Here is a 19,593-nt window from a genome sequence, read left to right as displayed (position 1 = left end):
GGCATGCTGAAGGATCAGGATCGGATCTTCACGAACCTCTACGGGATGCACGACCGCACCCTTGCCGGCGCGCAGAAGCGCGGGCACTGGGACGGGACCGCTGGCATCATCCAGAAGGGCCGTGACTGGATCGTGGAGCAGATGAAGGCCTCTGGTCTGCGCGGCCGGGGCGGCGCTGGCTTCCCCACCGGGCTCAAGTGGTCCTTCATGCCGAAGGAATCGGACGGGCGCCCCGCCTACCTCGTCGTGAACGCGGACGAATCCGAGCCGGGCACCTGCAAGGACCGCGAGATCATGCGCCACGATCCGCACACGCTGATCGAAGGCTGCCTGATCGCGTCCTTCGCGATGAACGCGCACGCCTGCTACATCTACATCCGGGGCGAATACATCCGCGAGCGTGAGGCGCTTCAGGCCGCGATCGACGAAGCCTATGAGGCCGGGCTGCTGGGCAAGAACGCCGCCGGATCGGACTGGGATTTCGACCTCTACCTGCATCACGGCGCGGGCGCCTATATCTGCGGCGAGGAAACCGCGCTGCTCGAAAGCCTCGAGGGCAAGAAGGGGATGCCGCGCATGAAGCCGCCGTTCCCGGCGGGCGCGGGCCTTTATGGCTGTCCGACGACGGTGAACAACGTGGAAAGCATCGCGGTGGTCCCGACCATCCTGCGGCGCGGGCCGGAATGGTTCGCGGGCTTCGGACGGGCCAACAACGCAGGCACAAAACTGTTCGCAGTCTCGGGACATGTGAACCAGCCCTGCGTCGTCGAAGAGGCGATGTCGATCTCGTTCGAAGAGCTGATCGACAAGCATTGCGGCGGCATCCGGGGCGGCTGGGACAACCTTCTGGCGGTGATCCCGGGCGGCTCGTCCGTGCCCTGCGTGCGCGGCGAGAACATGAAAGACGCCATCATGGATTTCGACTACCTGCGCGGCGAGTTGGGCTCCGGCCTCGGCACGGCGGCGGTGATCGTGATGGACAAGTCCACCGACATCGTGAAGGCGATCTGGCGGCTGTCGAAGTTCTACAAACACGAAAGCTGCGGCCAGTGCACGCCGTGCCGCGAAGGCACCGGCTGGATGATGCGGGTCATGGACCGGCTTGTGCGCGGCGAGGCCGAGCTGGAAGAGATCGACATGCTGTTCGACGTGACCAAGCAGGTCGAGGGACACACGATCTGCGCGCTTGGCGACGCGGCGGCCTGGCCGATCCAGGGTCTCATCAAGAACTTCCGTGGCGAGATCGAGGACCGCATCAAGGCGCAGAAAACCGGGCGCATCAGCGCGGCCGTGGCGGCGGAGTAAGGCCGATGCGCGCGCTTCCCTACCTCATCCTGCTGACCGCCGGTCTGGCCCTGACCGGCTGCGGCGCAGTCAGCCAGCTCACCGGCCGGATGGCGGCGGCGGGGCAGGCGGAGCGTCCGGCGGATGGGGTGGATGCGGCGGCGCAGACGCGCGGGCAGTTGAGCGCCGGCGGCGTGGACTACGCGCTCGCATACCGCAGCCACGGGCTGTGGCGCGATGCGAGCGGCGCGGCGGGGGCCGAGGTCGGCGCTCCGCAGATCACGGTGGCGCGGGCCGATGGCACGCCGCTCACCAGTGACGACATTCTGGCGGCGCGCGGCGTCGCCAAGGCCTGGTGCAGCGAGAACCCGCAGTTCCGTCGCGACACGATCTTCGGCGACGCCGCCGTGGTCGAGGACGGGGCGGTGGTCTTCTCGGAGATCTGCGACTAGGACGCGGAAACGGAATACGAAAGGCCGGGCACGCCCGGCAGGATGAGTGAGAAACGCATGAGCGATCTGAAGAAAATCGTCATCGACGGCAACGAGGTCGAAGTGGACGGGGCGATGACCCTGATTCAGGCCTGCGAAGAGGCCGGGGTGGAAATTCCGCGGTTTTGCTATCACGAGCGCCTGTCGATCGCGGGCAACTGCCGCATGTGCCTTGTCGAGGTCGTGGGCGGCCCGCCGAAACCCGCCGCCTCCTGCGCGATGCAGGTCAAGGACCTGCGTCCGGGGCCGGAAGGTCAGCCGCCGGTCGTCAAGACGAACAGCCCGATGGTCAAGAAGGCCCGCGAGGGGGTGATGGAGTTCCTGCTCATCAACCACCCGCTCGACTGCCCGATCTGCGATCAGGGCGGCGAATGCGATCTTCAGGATCAGGCGATGGCTTACGGCGTCGATTTCAGCCGCTACCGCGAACCCAAGCGGGCGACCGAGGATCTGGACCTTGGCCCGCTGGTCGGCACGCATATGACGCGCTGCATCTCCTGCACCCGCTGCGTGCGCTTCACGACCGAGGTCGCCGGCATTCACCAGATGGGTCAGACGGGGCGCGGCGAGGATGCCGAGATCACGAGCTACCTCAACCAGACGCTGCATTCCAACCTGCAAGGCAACATCATCGACCTGTGCCCGGTGGGCGCGCTGACGTCGAAACCCTATGCCTATACCGCGCGTCCATGGGAACTGACCAAGACCGAGACCATCGACGTGATGGACGCGCTCGGCTCGAACATCCGCGTGGACACCAAGGGGCGCGAAGTCATGCGTATCCTGCCGCGCAACCATGACGGCGTGAACGAGGAATGGATTTCGGACAAGACCCGCTTTGTCTGGGATGGTCTGCGCCGCCAGCGGCTCGACACCCCCTATGTGCGCAAGAACGGCAAGCTGACCCGGGTCGAATGGCCCGAGGCGCTGACAGCGGCCGCCGAGGCGATGAAGGGCAAGAAGGTTGCGGGTCTGATCGGTGATCTGGTCTCGGCCGAGGTGGCCTTCAGCCTCAAGCAGCTCATCGAAGGGCAGGGCGGCACGGTGGAATGCCGCGTGGATGGCGCGATGCTGCCTGCGGGCAACCGCTCCGGCTATGTCGGCACGGCGACCATCGAGGATATCGACAGCGCCGAGATGATCCAGCTCATCGGCACCAACCCGCGCGACGAAGCGCCGGTCCTGAACGCGCGCATTCGCAAGGCGTGGCTGCGCGGCGCGACCGTGGGCTATGTCGGCCCGGCGGGTGCGGACCTGACCTATGACTACGTCCATGTGGGCGAAGACCGCGCGGCGGTCGAAGAGCTGTCGTCCAAGTCCATCTCGGACGCGACCAAGGCTAAGAAAACGCTGGTCATCGTCGGCATGGGCGCGCTGAACGAGGCCGACGGGGCCGCCGTTCTGGCCCATGCGATGAAGCTGGCCGAGAACACCGGCGGCACCTTCATGGTTTTGCACACCGCTGCGGGCCGGGTCGGCGCGATGGACGTGGGCGCGACCGCAGAGGGCGGCGTCAAGGCGGCCACGGAGGGCGCCGAGGTCATCTTCAACGCGGGCGCGGACGAGGTCGACATCGATGCCGGGGCGACCGTGATCTACATGGGCAGCCACGGCGACCGGGGCGCGCACCGGGCGGACATCATCCTGCCTGCCGCCGCCTATACCGAGGAATCGGGCCTGTTCGTGAACACCGAGGGGCGCCCGCAACTGGCGCTGCGCGCGGCCTTCCCGCCGGGTCAGGCGAAAGAGGGCTGGGCGGTGCTGCGGGCCTTGTCGGGCGAGCTTGGCGCGACCCAGCCGTGGGACACGCAGGCGGCCCTGCGCCGCGCGATGGTCGAGGCGGTGCCGCATCTTGCCGCCATCGACACGGTGCCGGAAAACGAATGGCAGCCGCTCGAGGTCAAGGCGATGGGCAAGGCGAGCTTCCGTCCGATCCTCGCCGACCATTACCTCACCAACCCCATCGCGCGGGCGAGCGAGGTCATGGCGGAGCTGTCGGCGATGGCGAAGTCCATGAACCAGCCGTCGGTGGCGGCCGAGTGACCCTGCGCCTCGCATATCTGGGCGCGGCTGTGGCCGCGCTCGCTGCCTGCGACCAGGAGGTCGAGGTGAGCCGGGCCGTGCAAAGCGCTGAAGCCGCCACGCGGCCCTTCTCGCCCGAGTACCTGGGAATCGGCACACGGCTTCTCGACGGTGATCTCGTGGCGTTCGACGTGAAAATGACCGGCGCGCGCGGCAATGACGACGTCGCGCAATACGCCGAATGCGCCGCCTCGCAATATGCGTTGATCCGGGGCTACGGATTTGCCCGGCATGTGCGAACAGCGGTGGATAAACGCGGCGAAGTGTGGGAAGGGGACGCCACATACGTGATCTCCGACGCGCTCCCCGATGGGTTGGCCAAGATCGACGCTGAAGTGGCGGTCGCGGCCTGCAAGGAAAACGGAATACCGACGATCTGAGGCAAGACGCTGATGTATGAATTCTTCACGACGACCAATCTGGGGATCGCGCTGACGATCGTGGGGCAGGTGCTCCTCGTGGTGGTGCCGCTTCTGGTCGCGCTGGCCTTCCTGCTCTACTACGACCGCAAGGTCTGGGCGGCGGTGCAGCTGCGCCGGGGCCCGAACGTGGTGGGCGCTTTCGGCCTGCTGCAAAGCTTCGCGGACTTCCTGAAATATGTGCTCAAGGAAATCGTGGTGCCGGCGGGGGCGGACAAGTTCGTCTTCTTCCTCGCGCCCATGCTGTCCTTCGTGCTCGCCATGATCGCGTGGTCGGTGATCCCGTTCAACGACCGCTGGGTGCTGGCCGATGTGAACGTGGCGATCCTGTTCGTCTTCGCGGTCTCCTCGCTCGAGGTCTACGGCGTCATCATGGGCGGCTGGGCGTCGAACTCGAAATACCCGTTCCTGGGCTCGCTCCGGTCCGCCGCGCAGATGATCTCCTACGAAGTCTCGATCGGTCTCATCATCATCGGTGTCATCATCTCGACCGGTTCGATGAACTTCGGCGACATCGTGCGCGCGCAGGACGGGGCCGGCATCTTCTCGTGGTACTGGCTGCCGCATTTCCCGATGGTGTTCCTGTTCCTGATCTCGGCGATGGCCGAGACGAACCGCCCGCCCTTCGACCTGCCGGAAGCTGAATCCGAACTGGTCGCGGGCTACCAGGTGGAATACTCCTCCACCCCGTTCCTGCTGTTCATGATCGGCGAATATGTGGCCATCGTGCTCATGTGCGCGCTCGTCTCGCTGCTGTTCTTCGGCGGCTGGCTGTCGCCCATCGAGGCGCTGCCGGACGGGGCCCTGTGGTTCGTCATCAAGATGTTCTTCTTCTTCACGATCTTCGCGATGGTGAAGGCGATCACCCCGCGCTACCGCTACGACCAGCTCATGCGCATCGGCTGGAAGGTCTTCCTTCCCCTGTCGCTGGTCTGGGTCGTTCTGGTGGCCTTCTTTGCTCAATACGGCGCGTTCTGGGGCACCTATGCGCGCTGGACCGTGGGAGGTTAATCATGGCCATCGACTACACGCGCGCCGCGAAATACTTCCTCCTCGTCGACTGGATCAAAGGCTTCCAGCTTGGCATCAAGTATTTCTTCAAGCCCAAGGCGACCCTGAACTACCCGCATGAAAAGGGGCCGCTCTCGCCCCGTTTCCGCGGCGAACACGCGCTGCGCCGCTACCCGAACGGCGAAGAGCGCTGCATCGCCTGCAAGCTGTGCGAGGCGATCTGCCCGGCGCAGGCGATCACCATCGACGCCGAACCGCGCCAGGACGGCAGCCGCCGGACCACACGCTACGACATTGACATGACGAAATGCATCTACTGCGGCTTCTGCGAAGAGGCCTGCCCGGTGGATGCCATCGTCGAGGGGCCGAACTTCGAATTCGCGACGGAAACCCGCGAGGAGCTGTTTTACGACAAGGACAAGCTTCTGGCCAACGGCGAGCGTTGGGAAGCCGAGATTGCGCGCAATCTCGAGCTCGACGCGCCGTATCGGTAAGGAGAGACGGGCGCATGGGCGCACTGGGCGCAAACGTGTTCGAGGATGACGCCTCGATGGACTGGCTGGAAGAGTACCGCTCTTCCGGGGCCGGTGCCGTTGCGTCCGCGCTCGACACGGCGGCCGGAACGCCCGTGACCGACTATCTCGACGTGGATCAGGGCGCGGCTGCGCGGGCGTCGGCGGAGGTCGTGGCCGTGGCGCATGGCGAGTTGCCGACGGGGGTGTCGCAGGATCGGCTCGACCTGCTCAACGCGCATGGCTCCGACGTGCGGGCGATGCCGAACATCAAGTCCCGCGCCACGTCGGCGCTGGACCGGTTGATTTCGGAAAACTCCGAGCTTCACGAGTTGTGGATGGAGAGCGACGCCCAGTCCGACTGGGTCGCCGCCATGAACGATCTTCGACGGAGGCTGCGATGAGCGATTTCACCAAGACATATGCCCGGATGATGGAGCAGGGCACGGCGATGCTCAAAGCCTTCAACCCGGCGCTGGAGACGTTCCAGCCCGAAGGGTTCGACAAGCTCATGCCGACCATGCCGCGCGACTGGATGGAGGCGATGTTCGGCAACGCCTTCAACAAGGACGGGCTGGACGCCAAGACGCGGCTGATGATCTCGCTCGCGGGCCTCGTGGCCGTGGGCGCGACCGCCGACCCGCAGATCAAGTACACCGTTCGCCACCTGATCGAGGCCGGCGCGACACAAAAGGAAATCGCCGAGGTCATCTATCAGATGTCCATGCTCGGCGGGCTTCCGGCCATGAACCACGCACTTGAGCTCGCTCAAGAGGTGTTCGACGAAAAAGACGACGAGGAGGGGGACGCATGAGCGTTGCCGATTTCGCATTCTACGCCTTCGCGCTGACCACGCTGGTCGGTGGCCTGTTCACCGTGCTGGCGCGCAACCCGGTTCACTCGGTGCTCTGGCTGATCTCGGCCTTCATCGGCTCTGCCGGGCTGTTCGTGCTGCTGGGGGCCGAGTTCCTCGCCATGCTCCTGATGATCGTCTACGTGGGCGCGGTCGCCGTCCTGTTCCTCTTCGTGGTGATGATGCTGGACGTGGACTTCGCCGAGCTTAAGGCGGGGATGGCGAAATACATGCCGGTGGCGCTTCTCATTGCGGTGGTGCTGCTGATGCAGATGGGCCTGATCCTCGGGACGTGGCAGTTCTCGGACGGGGTCGAGGCCGCGCGCGCCGCGGTGACGCCGGACATCAATCAGGTGGAAAACACCGCGGCCCTCGGGATGCTGATCTACGACGACTATTTCCTGCTGTTCCAGCTTGCGGGCCTGATCCTGCTGGTCGCGATGATCGGGGCCATCGTGCTCACCCTGCGCCACCGCAAGGACATCAAGCGTCAGGATGTGCTCGCCCAGATGTACCGCGACCCGGCCAAGGCGCTGGAGCTCGTCGACGTGAAGCCGGGGCAGGGGCTGTGATCCTTCGCCCGCTCATAACGGCGGCTTTCGCGGCCCTGCCGGCGGCGGCGCTCGCGCTGACCCCGGCGCTGGACCCTGTGTGTTCGGAGGGTGGCCGCGACTATTATCAGGCCGACGTGCTGCCGGGCGGCGTGATCTTCGCCTATGCCGAGGACGGCACCGGACCGGGCAAGGAATACCTCGTCTCGTGCAGCGCGGGCCGCGCCATCGAGGCGTGGCAGACCGGCGGCGTGCGCATCTACTTCGAGGACATCGTGCGCGACATGGCCGAAAGCGCGCAGAGCTTTTCCTTTGCCGACGTGGTGCGCCGCGCCGAGGAGGCCAACTGGACCGCGCGCCAGATCAATTTCGACCGCAACTCCTGTATTTGCGGCCTGTAAGAACCGGGGCGGCCCGCCCGCCCGCAAGATACGGCCCTTCGGGGCCGCGAACGACAAACCAAGGGCAAAGGCCCAGAGGGACACATGGTTGGACTTGAACACTACCTGGGACTGGCGGGGGCACTCTTCGTCATCGGCATCTTCGGTCTTTTCCTGAACCGCAAGAACGTCATCATCCTGCTCATGTCGATCGAGCTGATGCTTTTGTCGGTCAACATCAACCTCGTCGCCTTCTCCTCCTACCTCGGGGACATGGTCGGGCAGGTCTTCACCCTCTTCGTGCTGACCGTGGCCGCCGCCGAGGCCGCGATCGGCCTCGCCATCCTCGTCTCGTTCTTCCGTAACCGCGGCACCATCGCGGTCGAAGACGTCAACGTGATGAAAGGCTGAGGGATGGAGCCGGGCTACTCAACAAGAACCGGTTTCGTTAACGACAGAGGTCAGGTCGTGATCAGGTGTACGGATAAGAAGGGGACGGACCACATGCAGAAAATCTATCAGATGGCCTGCTCGGAGTGTGGAAACGTGTATGGCGCAAACGGTTCTGACACCCACTTGCGGAAATGCCCGATTTGTCAGGGCGGTGCTGATGGATTGGAGTACTAAGAAATGACCACCATCATCCTCTTCGCGCCGCTGATCGGCGCGATCCTCGCGGGCTTCGGCCACCGGATCATCGGCGACAAGGGCGCGCAGGTTCTGACCACCGCGCTGCTGTTTCTCGCGGCCTTCCTGTCGTGGATCGTGTTCCTGACCCATGACCCGGCGGTCGTGCAGCACGTCCAGATCCTGCGTTGGGTCGAAAGCGGCACGCTGTCGACCGACTGGTCGATCCGGCTCGACCGGCTGACCTCGATCATGCTGATCGTCATCACGACGGTCTCGTCGCTCGTCCACCTGTATTCGATGGGCTACATGGCGCACGACTCGCAGTTCTCCGAGAAGGAAAGCTATCGGCCGCGCTTCTTCGCGTATCTGAGCTTCTTCACCTTCGCGATGCTCATGCTCGTGACCTCGGACAACCTGCTCCAGATGTTCTTCGGCTGGGAGGGCGTGGGCGTCGCCTCCTACCTCCTGATCGGGTTCTACTTCCGCAAACCCACGGCCAACGCCGCCGCCATCAAGGCTTTCGTGGTCAACCGCGTGGGCGACTTCGGCTTCGCGCTCGGCATCTTCGCGCTGTTCCTGCTGACCGACTCGATCCGCTTTGACGAGGTGTTCGCGGCCGCGCCGGGTCTGGCCGAGACCTCGATCACCTTTCTGTGGCAGGAGTGGAACGCGGCCAACCTGATCGCCTTCCTGCTGTTCGTCGGTGCGATGGGCAAATCGGCGCAGCTGTTCCTGCACACCTGGCTGCCCGACGCGATGGAAGGCCCGACCCCGGTGTCGGCGCTGATCCACGCGGCGACCATGGTGACCGCGGGCGTTTTCCTTGTCTGCCGCATGTCGCCCGTGATGGAATATGCGCCCGCCGCGACCAACTTCATCGTCTACATCGGCGCCTTCACCGCGTTCTTCGCGGCGACCGTCGGCCTCGTGCAGAACGACATCAAGCGCGTGATCGCCTATTCGACCTGTTCGCAGCTCGGCTACATGTTCGTGGCCGCTGGCGTCGGGGCCTATCCGGTCGCCATGTTCCACCTGCTGACCCATGCCTTCTTCAAGGCGATGCTGTTCCTCGGAGCGGGGTCCGTGATCCACGGGATGCACCACGAGCAGGACATGCGGAACTACGGCGGCCTGCGCAAGAAGATGCCGCTGACCTTCTGGGCCATGCTGATCGGCACGCTCGCCATCACCGGCGTGGGCATCCCGCTCACCGCCATCGGCTTCGCGGGTTTCCTGTCCAAGGACGCGATCATCGAGGTGGCCTTCGCGGGCACCGACGGGGGCGTGGCCTTCTGGCTCCTGGTCATCGCGGCGCTGTTCACCAGCTTCTATTCCTGGCGGCTCATGTTCATGACCTTCTGGGGCAAGCCGCGAGGCGACAAGCACACCCACGACCACGCGCATGAAAGCCCCAAGGTCATGACGATCCCGCTCGCCGTGCTCGCCGTGGGCGCGATCTTTTCGGGCATGGTGTTCTACAACTCGTTCTTCTACGACCACGAGCGGATGAACAGCTTCTTCGGTCTGCCGGTCCACCACGCCGAGGCGGAAGCCCACGGTGGGGAGGCAGCAGGCGAAGGTGCGGCGACGGAAGACGCCGCCCCTGCCGATGAGCAAGGCGAAGAGGCCGCCGATCACGCGATGGCCGACAGCCATGCGGCACCGCAGGGGGCCGTCTACTTCGGCCCCGACAACACGGTGATCGACGACGCCCACCATGTGCCCGCCTGGGTCAAGCTCTCGCCCTTCCTCGCGATGCTGATCGGGCTCGGCACGGCGTATCTCTTCTACATCGTGAACCCGACGATCCCGGGGCGGCTGGCCGCCAACCAGCCGCAGCTCTACCAGTTCCTGCTAAACAAGTGGTATTTCGACGAGATCTACGACTTCGTCTTCGTCCGGCCCGCCAAGTCCATCGGCCGCTTCCTGTGGAAGCGCGGTGACGGGGCGACCATCGACGGGGCGATCAACGGGCTGTCGATGGGCATCGTGCCCTGGTTCACCAAGCTCGCGGGCCGCTGGCAGTCGGGCTACCTCTTCACCTACGCCTTCGCGATGGTGCTCGGCATCGTCGCCTTCGTGACCCTCATGACGCTGACCGGCGGTGCGAACTGATGAACAACCTGCTTTCGATCATTACCTTCCTGCCGATGGTGGCAGCCCTCATCCTCGCCGTGTTCCTGCGCGGGGACGATCCGGCGGCGCAGCGCAACGCCAAGTGGCTCGCGCTCGCGGCGACCTCGGCCACCTTCCTGATCTCGCTGGGCGTGCTCTTCGGCTTCGACCCGTCCGACACGGGCTTTCAGTTCGTGGAAGAGGCCGACTGGCTCATGGGCCTGAGCTACAAGATGGGGGTGGACGGGATCAGCGTGCTCTTCGTCATGCTGACCACCTTCCTGATGCCGCTCACCATCGCGGCCTGCTGGGGCGTGACGACGCGGGTGAAGGAATACATGATCGCCTTCCTCGTGCTGGAAACGCTGATGATCGGCGTCTTCGTGGCGCTCGACCTCGTGCTGTTCTACCTCTTCTTCGAAGCGGGACTGATCCCGATGTTCCTCATCATCGGCATCTGGGGCGGCAAGGCGCGCATCTATGCAGCGTTCAAGTTCTTCCTCTACACCTTCCTCGGCTCGGTCCTGATGCTGGTGGCGATGGTCTTCATGTATATGGAGGCTGGGACGACGGACATTCCGACGCTGCTCAACCACGCCTTCGACAGCTCGACCATGCGGCTTCTGGGGATCACCATTACGGGCGGGGCTCAGACGCTCCTGTTCATCGCTTTCTTCGCGAGTTTCGCGGTGAAGATGCCGATGTGGCCGGTCCACACCTGGTTGCCCGACGCGCACGTTCAGGCGCCGACCGCAGGCTCGGTCGTGCTGGCCGCGATCCTGCTCAAGATGGGCGGCTACGGGTTCCTGCGCTTCAGCTTGCCGATGTTCCCCGTGGGGGCCGACGTGATGGCGACCTTTGTTCTGTGGCTCTCGGCCATCGCGATCGTCTACACCTCGCTCGTCGCGCTGGTGCAGGAGGACATGAAAAAGCTCATCGCCTATTCATCGGTCGCGCATATGGGCTATGTGACCGCCGGCATTTTCGCGGCGAACCAGCAAGGCCTCGACGGCGCGATCTTCCAGATGATCAGCCACGGCTTCATCTCCGGCGCGCTCTTCCTTTGCGTCGGCGTGATCTATGACCGGATGCACACGCGCGAGATCGACGCCTACGGCGGCCTCGTGAACCGGATGCCGGCCTATGCCCTGATCTTCATGTTCTTCACGATGGCCAACGTCGGCCTGCCCGGCACATCGGGCTTCGTGGGCGAGTTCCTGACGCTCGTCGGCATGTTCCAGGCCAACACCTGGGTCGCCGCCGTGGCGACCAGCGGCGTGATCCTGTCGGCGGCCTATGCGCTGTGGCTCTACCGCCGGGTTGTCATGGGCGATCTCATCAAGGAGAGCCTCAAGGCGATCACCGACATGAACCGGCGTGAGAAATGGATCTTCGCCCCGCTCGTGGCGATGACGCTCCTGCTCGGTGTCTATCCGAGCCTCGTCACCGACATCATCGGCCCCTCCGTCGAGAACCTTCTGAACCAGTACCACGCGGCTCTGCCCGACAGCGGCTCCGCGACCGAAGTGGCCCAGGCGGCCGCGCATTGAGGACCCGGACATGACGACTGATCTTCAAACCATCCTGCCGGAACTCATCCTCGCCGTGTACGCGATGCTCGCGCTCGTGGGCGCGGTCTACACCGGCAAGGACGCGCTGACCGGCGTGATCACCTGGCTCACGGCCGGGCTGATGGCGGTGCTCGCGATCTGGATCGGGACCAGCGCGGCCCCGGCGACCGAGGCGTTCGGCGGCCTGTTCATCTCGGACGCCTTCGCGCAATACGCCAAGGTGGCGATCCTGCTGGCGGGCGCAGTCGTGCTCGTCGCCGGGCAGGAGGCCGTGGCGCGCCGCGGGCTGGGCCGGTTCGAATACCCGCTCCTCATCGCGCTGGCGACCGTGGGCATGATGATGATGGTCTCGGCGGGCGACATGATGTCGCTTTACATGGGGCTGGAGCTGCAATCGCTCGCGCTCTACGTCGTCGCCGCGATGAACCGCGACAGCGTGAAGTCGACGGAAGCGGGCATGAAGTATTTCGTGCTGGGCGCGCTGTCCTCGGGCCTGCTGCTTTACGGGGCCTCGCTGACCTATGGCTATGCGGGCACGACGCTGTTCTCGGGCATCATCGGCGCGGTCTCGGGCGGTGAGGTGAGCCTTGGTCTGCTCATCGGCCTCGTCTTCGTCTCGGCGGGTCTGGCGTTCAAGATCTCGGCGGTGCCGTTCCATATGTGGACACCGGACGTGTATGAGGGTGCGCCCTCGCCGGTCACCGCTTTCTTCGCCACCGCGCCGAAACTGGCCGCGATGGGCCTCTTTGCCCGCGTTCTGTTCGACGCGTTCGGCGGCGCTGTCGGCGACTGGCAGCAGATCATTTCGCTCATGGCGATCCTGTCGATGGCCCTGGGGGCCGTCGCGGCGATCGGTCAGACCAACATCAAACGCCTGATGGCCTATTCGTCGATCTCGCATATGGGGTTCGCGCTGATGGGCCTGTCGGCGGGCACCGCGCTCGGCGTGCAGGCGATGCTGGTCTACATGGCGATCTATCTGACCATGAACGTCGGCACTTTCGCCTTCATCATGTCGATGGAGCGTGACGGCAAGCCGATCACGGAAATCGCTTCGCTGAACCAGTTCGCGAAGGGCGAGCCGCTCAAGGCGCTGGCGGTGCTGGTGCTCATGTTCTCGCTCGCAGGCGTGCCGCCGACGGTCGGGTTCTTCGGCAAGCTTTATGTCTTGCAGGCGGCGGTCGATGCGGGGCTCACCTGGCTCGCCATCGGCGGTGTGATCGCCTCGGTCATCTCGGCGTTCTACTACCTGCGCATCGTCTACTACATGTATTTCGGCGAAACCGAAGGCACGGCGGAAGCGCCGATGTCGCCGGCGGCCTGGGTCGCCCTGATGGGCTCGGCTGCGGTGATGGTGCTGGGCGTCATCAACCTGTTCGGCATCGAGACGGCAGCCGCCGCCGCGGCGCAGGCCCTCGTCAACTGACCGACGGTGGAGACGAATTCATGCAGTGAATTCGTGCCGGAAACAGTCGCTGTTTCCGGGACCCGCCGGTGGGGCCGGGGGATCGGATTGCGTCACGAAATCCGCTCGCGCCCATGAGCGGTGACTGGCCCCATGGCTATGGACACCTGCCGCTCGGCACGGTGACGTCGACTTCCGACGAGGCGCGCGCCCGGCGGGGCGAGCTGCCGGGGCCGACATGGATCACGGCGGCGCACCAGACGGCCGCGCGCGGCCGTCGCGGGCGGGCCTGGTCCAATCCCGAGGGCAACTTCGCGGGCACGTTGGTTCTGACCCGGATCACCGACCCGGCGCAGGCAGCGCTGCGATCCTTCGTGGCCGCGCTGGCGCTGGACGAGGCGTTCACCAACCTCACGGGGCGTCCCGCCGCCTTCGCGCTCAAATGGCCGAATGACGTGCTCCTGAACGGGGGTAAGGTCGCGGGCATCCTGCTTGAAAGCCTGACCGAGCGTGGGCGGTTCACCGGACTTGCCATCGGGATCGGCGTGAACCTCGCCGAGGCACCGGACCCGGGCACGCTGGAGCCGGGGGCGGTCGCGCCCGTGTCGCTCATGGGGGAAACCGGGCTCAAGGTCACGCCCGGTGACTTCCTCGAAACCCTCGCGCCCGCCTTCGCGCGGTGGGAGACCCGCTTCATCGACTACGGTTTCGCGCCGATCCGCACCGCCTGGCTCGCCCGCGCGGCGCGGCTGGGCGAGGCCGTCACCGCCCGCCTGCCGACCGAGACGATCACCGGCACCTTCCGCACGGTGGACGCGGACGGCCAACTTGTCCTATCAACGCCCAACGGCGAACGCTGCATCGCGGCAGGGGACGTGTTTTTCTGACGGGCCAAGGGAGGCCGCCATGCTGCTCACCATCGACTGTGGCAACACCAACACCGTGTTCACGCTGTGGGACGGGGAAGAGGTCAAGTGCACCTTGCGCACCTCGACCGCCCATCAGCGGACGGCGGATGCCTATTGGGTGTGGTTCTCGACGCTGGTCAAACACCACGGGATCGAGCCGGACGTGCGCGGGGTCATCATCTCGTCCACTGTGCCGCGCGTGGTCTTCAACCTGCGCGTCTTCACCGACCGCTTCTTCAACCTGCGCCCGCTCGTGGTGGGACGGCCCGACTGCCTTCTGCCCATCGACGTGCGCGTGGATGCGGGCACGCAGGTCGGCCCCGACCGTCTGGTCAACACCGTGGCGGGCTACAGCCAGTTCGGCGGCGACCTCATCATCGTGGATTTCGGCACCGCGACCACCTTCGACGTGGCCGACAGCGACGGGGCCTATATCGGCGGCGTCATTGCGCCCGGTGTGAACCTCAGCCTCGAAGCGCTGCACATGGCCGCCGCCGCGCTGCCGCATGTCGACATCACGCACCCGGACAAGGTCATCGGCACCAATACGGTCGCCTGTATGCAGTCCGGCATCTTCTGGGGCTATGTGGGCCTCATCAAGGAAATATCCGGCCGCATCATGGACGAGCGCGGCCGCAAAATGAAAGTCATCGGAACCGGGGGCCTCGCGCCGCTGTTTCAATCCCACGCGCCGGTATTCGACCGGTTCGAGGACAATCTGACCATGCATGGGCTCAAGGTCATCTATGACCATAACGAGCGACAGGGGACCCTATGAGCAAGAACCGTTTGATCTACCTGCCCCTTGGCGGGGCGGGCGAGATCGGGATGAACGCCTACGTCTATGGCTACGGCGAGCCGGGCAAGGAACGCCTGATCCTCGTCGATCTCGGCGTGACCTTCCCGGATATGGAGACGACGCCGGGGGTGGACCTCATCATGGCGGACGTGTCCTGGCTGGTGGAAAACCGCGACCGGCTGGAGGCGATCTTCATCACGCACGCACACGAGGACCATGTGGGCGCCGTCGGGCGGCTCTGGTCCGAACTGCGCGTGCCGGTCTATGCCCGCGCCTTCACCGCCCATCACGCGCGGCGCAAGATGGAGGAAGCCGGGCAGGACCCGGATGAGGTCATCACGGCGGATGCCTGGCCCGAGACCATCGAGGTGGGGCCGTTCAAGGCCGCCTTCGTGCCGATCAGCCACTCGATCCCGGAAAGCTCCGGAATGGTCATCGACACGCCGGCGGGGCGCATCGCCCATACCGGCGACTTCAAGATCGATCTCGAACCGGGGGTCGGCGAACCCTTTGACGAGGCGCTCTGGGCCGAAGCCACGGGCGGGCGGGTGCGCGCGCTGATGTGCGACTCGACCAACGTGTTCTCGCTTCATGCCGGCCGGTCGGAGAGCGAGCTTGGAACCGAGATCGCCAAGCTGGTAGAACAGGCGCCGTATATGGTGGTGGCGACAACCTTTGCCTCCAACGTGGCGCGGGTGAAGACGCTGGCCGAGGCCGGACGCGCGGCGGGCCGGTCGGTCTGCCTTCTGGGCCGGGCGATGCGGCGGATGATCGATGCGTCGGTCTCGACGGGTGTGCTTGCCGATTTCCCACCGACCATCCCGCCGGAGGATGCGCGCGACATCCCGCGCGAGAACCTTATGCTGATCGTGACCGGCAGCCAGGGCGAACGCCGGGCGGCCAGCGCGCAACTCAGCCGGGGCAAGTACCTTGGGCTGGAGATGCGCGAGGGCGACACCTTCCTGTTCTCCTCCAAGACCATTCCGGGCAACGAGCGCGGCGTGATCCGGATTCTGAACGCTTACTCGGAAATGGGCGTGGACATCGTGTCGGATGACGACCGCTACCACGTCTCGGGGCACGCGAACCGCCCCGACCTCGAGCGGATGCACCGGATCGTCGGGGCCGAGACGATCGTGCCGATGCATGGCGAACACCGCCACCTGCGCGAACACGCGAAACTCGCGAAAGCGAACGGGTTCAAGTCCGTGGTCGCGGTGAACGGGACGATGGTGGACCTGACAGGGGCCGAACCGCATGTCGTGGAGCATGTCGAGGCGGACCGCGTCTATCTTGACGGCAAGGTCCTGATCGGTGCGCTGGACGGGATCGTGCGCGACCGGTTGCGCATGGCGATGAACGGCCATGTGATCGTCAACGTCATCCTCGAAGACGATGCCGCTCTGGGCGACCCCTGGGTCGAGATCATGGGCCTGCCGGAAACGGGCGAGAGCCGGGCGCCGTTGATGGACGTTCTGGAAGAGGACCTGGGCCAGTTCATGGGCCGGGCCGGGCGCAAGACGTTGCGCGACGACGACAAACTCGAGGAAGAGCTGCGGCGCATCACGCGCAAGGTCACGCAGGACGAGATCGGCAAGAAGGCCGAGGTGACGGTGGTGATCTCACGCCTCGAGGAATAGCCGCTGATACAATGTGCGGGGCTGAAGCCCCGCGCAGGTTTTGCGCCGCCCCGGCTTTGCCGGGTCGCCGCGGTCGGGGGACCAGTCCCCCGGGACGCATTCGGGCCGAATGCGTCCGCCCCCTGAGGTTTCCGGAAACAGAGAAGGGTCAGGCGGCCGTTTCGAGTGCAGCGACCGTCGCCGCGAGCCTGTCCGACAGCGGGCCGGGGCGGACCCGGGTGAGCGTGTCGGCGAGCTGGCGGTAATACCACAGGGTCCCGTCACGGCGCGCGGTGAAGCGGTCGAAGACGGCCGGGCCGTGGGCGCGCAGGTCCGTCAGGATCGCGGTCGCGTTGTGAAGCTTGTCGCAGGAGGTGACGAGGAGCGCGTCTTCGCCCTTGGTGGCGAGTGAGGCGAGGTAGCGGTTCTTACGGTCGCGCCACGCAATCCGGCTTTGATCCACGGCGTCGGAGCAGGCGAGCACGATGTCGGCCACCCGGTCGCCATAGGTGGCGCGGATCATGTCGGCGGTTTCCTGTCCGCCCTGATCCTCGACCGCGTCGTGCAGCAGGCCCGCGATGGCCTGATCCTCGTCGCCGCCGTTTTCGATGACCAGCGCGGACACGGCCATCAGGTGTGAGATGTAGGGAATGCCCGAGCCTTTGCGGGTCTGCGTGCGATGCAGCCGCGCGGCAAGGCTCAGAGCGTCGTCGAAACGATCTGTCAGCATGGGTTTTCCAGTGATTTTGGGAATGCGAGCGTTACGCTCACCCCGATATTGGACAGTCGGGGCATGGGGGTCAAGGGGCGGCGCAGGGGAGCCCGCGCCGCCGGGCCGTCAGGAGCGGCGTTCCTCGAAGCTTTTGGCGATGAAGTCCGGCAGGTGGTCGCCCATGCCGACCGGCGCATCGTCGCGGCGGCCACCGCGGCCCGACGATTTGCGGTTGCGTTGATCGGGCTGCGATTTCTGGCGCTCGGACGGGCGGTCCTGCGGGGCCTCGGCCTTTTCTTCCGGCGCGGGGGCCTGTTCAGGCGCGGCCTTGGGCGTGTCGTCGCGGCGGGCCTCGGCCTTGGGGGCGTCGTCCCGGCGCGGCTCGGACCTGGAGCGCGACCGGCTGCGCGAAGGTTTGCGCTCGGGCTTCGTCTCCGACTCGGCCGTCTCTGCCGCCGCCGGCTGTTCGCCGCGCGGATCGGGGATGACGGGAATCGTGGTTTCGATCAGGCGTTCCACCGCGTCGAGGTTTTTCTCGTCGCGCGGCTCGCACAGCATGAACGCCTTGCCGGACCGTCCGGCGCGGCCCGTGCGGCCGATGCGGTGGACGTAGTCCTCGGCATGGCCCGGCACGTCGAAGTTGAACACATGGCTCACGTTCGGAATGTCGAGCCCGCGCGCGGCCACGTCGGAGGCGCACAGGAACCGGATGGTTCCGTCCCGGAAGCCCTGAAGCACTTCCATCCGCTTGGACTGGTCGAGGTCGCCGTGGATCGGTTCGGCGTTATAGCCGTACTTTTTCAGCGACTTGGCGACGATATCCACGTCCGTCTTGCGGTTGCAGAAGATGATCGCGTTGGAGCAAGCCTCGCCCTCGCTGTCGATGATCGCGCGCAGCAGGTCGCGTTTCTCGGTCGCCGCACGGTCGCGGCGCGAAGGCTTGAGAATCACGCGCGCCTGTTCGATCGTCTCGGACGCGGTGGCCTGACGGGCCACTTCGATGCGGGCCGGGTTCGACAGGAAGGTGTTGGTGATCCGCTCGATCTCGGACGCCATGGTGGCCGAGAAGAAGAGCGTCTGGCGGGTGAAGGGCACGAGGCCGAAGATACGCTCGATATCCGGGATGAAGCCCATGTCGAGCATCCGGTCGGCTTCGTCCACCACCATGATCTGCACGCCGGTCAGGAGCAGTTTGCCCCGCTCGAAATGGTCGAGCAGGCGGCCCGGTGTGGCGATGAGCACATCGACGCCCCGGTCGATCAGCTGGTCCTGTTCCTTGAACGAAACGCCGCCGATCAGCAGCGCCTTGGTCAGTTTCACATGCTTGGCGTAAGTGTCGAAATTCTCGGCCACCTGGGCTGCGAGTTCCCGCGTCGGGCAGAGCACGAGCGAGCGGGGCATCCGCGCCCGCGCGCGGCCCCGGGCCAGCATGGTGATCATCGGCAGGGTGAAAGAGGCGGTCTTGCCCGTCCCGGTCTGGGCGATGCCGAGGACATCGCGGCCCTCCAGCGCAGGCGGAATGGCGCCGGACTGGATCGGGGTGGGCGTCTCATAGCCCGCCTCTTCGACGGCCTTGAGTACTTTGGGGCTGAGGTTCAGTTCAGAGAATTTTGTCAACGAGGGGTCCTTCGCGTGATTGAGCGGCTATCTGGCCGCTAATCCCCGCGCGGCCCGTTCGACCGTATTGCCGAACATCCTGTGGGCCGTGGTCTACGCCGCCTTGCGGGAAAGGTCAAGAAATGTGCGGGGAACATGTCGAACCTTGCCGACGTTGTGGATTGGACCGCAACAGTGACAGGCAAGGGAGACAGCCATGATCAAGAAACACGGATCCGCAGAGTGGAGCGGCGGGCTTCAGGACGGCACCGGAAGCGTATCCACCGAGAGCGGCGTGCTCAACGCGACGCCTTATGGGTTCAACAAGCGGTTCGGGGACGAGCCGGGGACGAACCCGGAGGAACTGATCGGCGCGGCACATGCCGCCTGTTTCTCGATGGCGCTCTCCAACATTCTGGGCGAGGACGACATCGTGCCGGAGAAGATCGAGACCAGGTCGACCATTCACCTTGAAATGGAAGGCGGTCCGAAGGTCGTGAAGGCCCATCTGGACGTGACGATCAAGGCACCGGCGGATGAGAACAAGGTCATGGAAGCCGCCAAGAAGGCCGAACAGGGCTGCCCGATCTCGCAACTTCTGGATTGTGAGATCACGATGGACGCCAAGGTGCTCTGACAGCTCCGTCCATGTGAA

At 65.3% G+C, this 19,593-nt stretch carries 20 protein-coding genes; 18 read left to right on the top strand and 2 right to left on the bottom strand.

Translation table 11 applies throughout. The features are described from left to right. Positions 1–3: 3 nt before the first annotated feature. The 17 genes from nuoF to B2585_RS17180 all read left to right on the top strand — a co-directional run bounded on the left by nuoF (position 4) and on the right by B2585_RS17180 (position 16,651). Positions 4–1,305 carry an NADH-quinone oxidoreductase subunit NuoF gene (gene nuoF / locus B2585_RS17260; protein ID WP_292025176.1) on the top strand — a complete coding sequence of 434 codons (1,302 nt, stop codon included), beginning with the start codon at positions 4–6 and terminating at the stop codon, positions 1,303–1,305. A gap of 5 nt (positions 1,306–1,310) precedes the next feature. Continuing rightward, the gene (locus B2585_RS17255; protein WP_292025175.1) at positions 1,311–1,736 is read left to right on the top strand and encodes a hypothetical protein; all 426 of its coding nucleotides are present in this window, start codon (positions 1,311–1,313) and stop codon (positions 1,734–1,736) included. Between the two features lie 57 nt (positions 1,737–1,793). Continuing rightward, entirely contained in the window at positions 1,794–3,818 is a 2,025-nt protein-coding gene (gene nuoG, locus B2585_RS17250; RefSeq protein WP_292025174.1) for an NADH-quinone oxidoreductase subunit NuoG, read from the top strand. Further along, entirely contained in the window at positions 3,815–4,237 is a 423-nt protein-coding gene (locus B2585_RS17245; protein ID WP_414674069.1) for a hypothetical protein, read from the top strand. Before nuoG ends, B2585_RS17245 begins: the two co-directional genes overlap by 4 nt. Positions 4,238–4,249: 12 nt before the next feature. After that, a complete protein-coding gene (gene nuoH / locus B2585_RS17240; protein WP_292025173.1) occupies positions 4,250–5,287 on the top strand; it encodes an NADH-quinone oxidoreductase subunit NuoH in 1,038 nt (345 codons plus the stop codon). Next, on the top strand, positions 5,287–5,781 hold the full coding sequence (nuoI, locus tag B2585_RS17235; RefSeq protein ID WP_292025655.1) for an NADH-quinone oxidoreductase subunit NuoI: 495 nt from the start codon (positions 5,287–5,289) through the stop codon (positions 5,779–5,781). The genes nuoH and nuoI overlap by 1 nt, the downstream gene beginning before the upstream one ends. 14 nt (positions 5,782–5,795) lie before the next feature. Further along, positions 5,796–6,203 carry a DUF4259 domain-containing protein gene (locus B2585_RS17230; RefSeq protein WP_292025172.1) on the top strand — a complete coding sequence of 136 codons (408 nt, stop codon included), beginning with the start codon at positions 5,796–5,798 and terminating at the stop codon, positions 6,201–6,203. After that, positions 6,200–6,613, top strand: a complete 414-nt coding sequence (locus B2585_RS17225; RefSeq protein WP_292025171.1) for a carboxymuconolactone decarboxylase family protein — start codon at positions 6,200–6,202, stop codon at positions 6,611–6,613. Before B2585_RS17230 ends, B2585_RS17225 begins: the two co-directional genes overlap by 4 nt. Next, positions 6,610–7,224: an NADH-quinone oxidoreductase subunit J gene (locus B2585_RS17220; protein ID WP_292025170.1), complete on the top strand. Its 615-nt coding sequence runs from the start codon at positions 6,610–6,612 to the stop codon at positions 7,222–7,224. The genes B2585_RS17225 and B2585_RS17220 overlap by 4 nt, the downstream gene beginning before the upstream one ends. Then, entirely contained in the window at positions 7,221–7,604 is a 384-nt protein-coding gene (locus B2585_RS17215) for a hypothetical protein (protein WP_292025169.1), read from the top strand. The genes B2585_RS17220 and B2585_RS17215 overlap by 4 nt, the downstream gene beginning before the upstream one ends. Positions 7,605–7,688: 84 nt before the next feature. Beyond that, positions 7,689–7,994, top strand: a complete 306-nt coding sequence (gene nuoK, locus B2585_RS17210; protein WP_040884267.1) for an NADH-quinone oxidoreductase subunit NuoK — start codon at positions 7,689–7,691, stop codon at positions 7,992–7,994. Positions 7,995–8,213: 219 nt separating this feature from the next. Then, a complete protein-coding gene (gene nuoL, locus B2585_RS17205; protein WP_292025168.1) occupies positions 8,214–10,328 on the top strand; it encodes an NADH-quinone oxidoreductase subunit L in 2,115 nt (704 codons plus the stop codon). Continuing rightward, the gene (locus B2585_RS17200) at positions 10,328–11,878 is read left to right on the top strand and encodes an NADH-quinone oxidoreductase subunit M (protein ID WP_292025167.1); all 1,551 of its coding nucleotides are present in this window, start codon (positions 10,328–10,330) and stop codon (positions 11,876–11,878) included. The genes nuoL and B2585_RS17200 overlap by 1 nt, the downstream gene beginning before the upstream one ends. Positions 11,879–11,888: 10 nt before the next feature. Further along, positions 11,889–13,325, top strand: coding sequence for an NADH-quinone oxidoreductase subunit NuoN (nuoN, locus tag B2585_RS17195; protein ID WP_292025166.1), 1,437 nt, complete (start codon positions 11,889–11,891; stop codon positions 13,323–13,325). Positions 13,326–13,438: 113 nt separating this feature from the next. Beyond that, entirely contained in the window at positions 13,439–14,191 is a 753-nt protein-coding gene (locus B2585_RS17190; protein WP_292025165.1) for a biotin--[acetyl-CoA-carboxylase] ligase, read from the top strand. Between the two features lie 19 nt (positions 14,192–14,210). After that, positions 14,211–14,990 (top strand): type III pantothenate kinase, encoded by a 780-nt coding sequence (locus B2585_RS17185; RefSeq protein WP_292025164.1) that lies wholly within the window; start codon positions 14,211–14,213, stop codon positions 14,988–14,990. Beyond that, positions 14,987–16,651, top strand: coding sequence for a ribonuclease J (locus B2585_RS17180; protein ID WP_292025163.1), 1,665 nt, complete (start codon positions 14,987–14,989; stop codon positions 16,649–16,651). The genes B2585_RS17185 and B2585_RS17180 overlap by 4 nt, the downstream gene beginning before the upstream one ends. Positions 16,652–16,799: 148 nt before the next feature. Here the strand turns inward: B2585_RS17180 and B2585_RS17175 are convergent, their stop codons facing one another. Both B2585_RS17175 and B2585_RS17170 read right to left on the bottom strand, forming a co-directional pair. Continuing rightward, the gene (locus B2585_RS17175; RefSeq protein ID WP_292025162.1) at positions 16,800–17,360 is read right to left on the bottom strand and encodes an HD domain-containing protein; all 561 of its coding nucleotides are present in this window, start codon (positions 17,358–17,360) and stop codon (positions 16,800–16,802) included. Positions 17,361–17,468: 108 nt separating this feature from the next. Continuing rightward, the gene (locus tag B2585_RS17170; protein WP_292025161.1) at positions 17,469–18,959 is read right to left on the bottom strand and encodes a DEAD/DEAH box helicase; all 1,491 of its coding nucleotides are present in this window, start codon (positions 18,957–18,959) and stop codon (positions 17,469–17,471) included. A 196-nt stretch (positions 18,960–19,155) separates the two neighbouring features. Here B2585_RS17170 and B2585_RS17165 point away from each other — a divergent pair, with 196 nt between their 5' ends. Then, positions 19,156–19,575 (top strand): OsmC family protein, encoded by a 420-nt coding sequence (locus B2585_RS17165; protein ID WP_292025160.1) that lies wholly within the window; start codon positions 19,156–19,158, stop codon positions 19,573–19,575. Positions 19,576–19,593: the final 18 nt, after the last annotated feature.

The sequence above is a fragment of the Maritimibacter sp. UBA3975 genome (assembly GCF_002384975.1).
In the GTDB taxonomy this organism is placed as follows: Bacteria; Pseudomonadota; Alphaproteobacteria; order Rhodobacterales; family Rhodobacteraceae; genus Maritimibacter.
Note: the sequence above shows the minus strand (reverse complement) of the source record. Positions and strands in the feature narration are given on the sequence as shown.

What these genes read in the sequence shown, in the direction of transcription:
- nuoF (WP_292025176.1), top strand. Translation starts at nt 4, where the DNA reads ATGCTGAAGGATCAGGATCGGATCTTCACGAACCTCTACGGGATGCAC.
- B2585_RS17255 (WP_292025175.1), top strand. Translation starts at nt 1,311, where the DNA reads ATGCGCGCGCTTCCCTACCTCATCCTGCTGACCGCCGGTCTGGCCCTG.
- nuoG (WP_292025174.1), top strand. Translation starts at nt 1,794, where the DNA reads ATGAGCGATCTGAAGAAAATCGTCATCGACGGCAACGAGGTCGAAGTG.
- nuoH (WP_292025173.1), top strand. Translation starts at nt 4,250, where the DNA reads ATGTATGAATTCTTCACGACGACCAATCTGGGGATCGCGCTGACGATC.
- B2585_RS17230 (WP_292025172.1), top strand. Translation starts at nt 5,796, where the DNA reads ATGGGCGCACTGGGCGCAAACGTGTTCGAGGATGACGCCTCGATGGAC.
- B2585_RS17225 (WP_292025171.1), top strand. Translation starts at nt 6,200, where the DNA reads ATGAGCGATTTCACCAAGACATATGCCCGGATGATGGAGCAGGGCACG.
- B2585_RS17220 (WP_292025170.1), top strand. Translation starts at nt 6,610, where the DNA reads ATGAGCGTTGCCGATTTCGCATTCTACGCCTTCGCGCTGACCACGCTG.
- nuoK (WP_040884267.1), top strand. Translation starts at nt 7,689, where the DNA reads ATGGTTGGACTTGAACACTACCTGGGACTGGCGGGGGCACTCTTCGTC.
- nuoL (WP_292025168.1), top strand. Translation starts at nt 8,214, where the DNA reads ATGACCACCATCATCCTCTTCGCGCCGCTGATCGGCGCGATCCTCGCG.
- B2585_RS17200 (WP_292025167.1), top strand. Translation starts at nt 10,328, where the DNA reads ATGAACAACCTGCTTTCGATCATTACCTTCCTGCCGATGGTGGCAGCC.
- nuoN (WP_292025166.1), top strand. Translation starts at nt 11,889, where the DNA reads ATGACGACTGATCTTCAAACCATCCTGCCGGAACTCATCCTCGCCGTG.
- B2585_RS17190 (WP_292025165.1), top strand. Translation starts at nt 13,439, where the DNA reads ATGAGCGGTGACTGGCCCCATGGCTATGGACACCTGCCGCTCGGCACG.
- B2585_RS17185 (WP_292025164.1), top strand. Translation starts at nt 14,211, where the DNA reads ATGCTGCTCACCATCGACTGTGGCAACACCAACACCGTGTTCACGCTG.
- B2585_RS17180 (WP_292025163.1), top strand. Translation starts at nt 14,987, where the DNA reads ATGAGCAAGAACCGTTTGATCTACCTGCCCCTTGGCGGGGCGGGCGAG.
- B2585_RS17175 (WP_292025162.1), bottom strand. Translation starts at nt 17,360, where the DNA reads ATGCTGACAGATCGTTTCGACGACGCTCTGAGCCTTGCCGCGCGGCTG.
- B2585_RS17165 (WP_292025160.1), top strand. Translation starts at nt 19,156, where the DNA reads ATGATCAAGAAACACGGATCCGCAGAGTGGAGCGGCGGGCTTCAGGAC.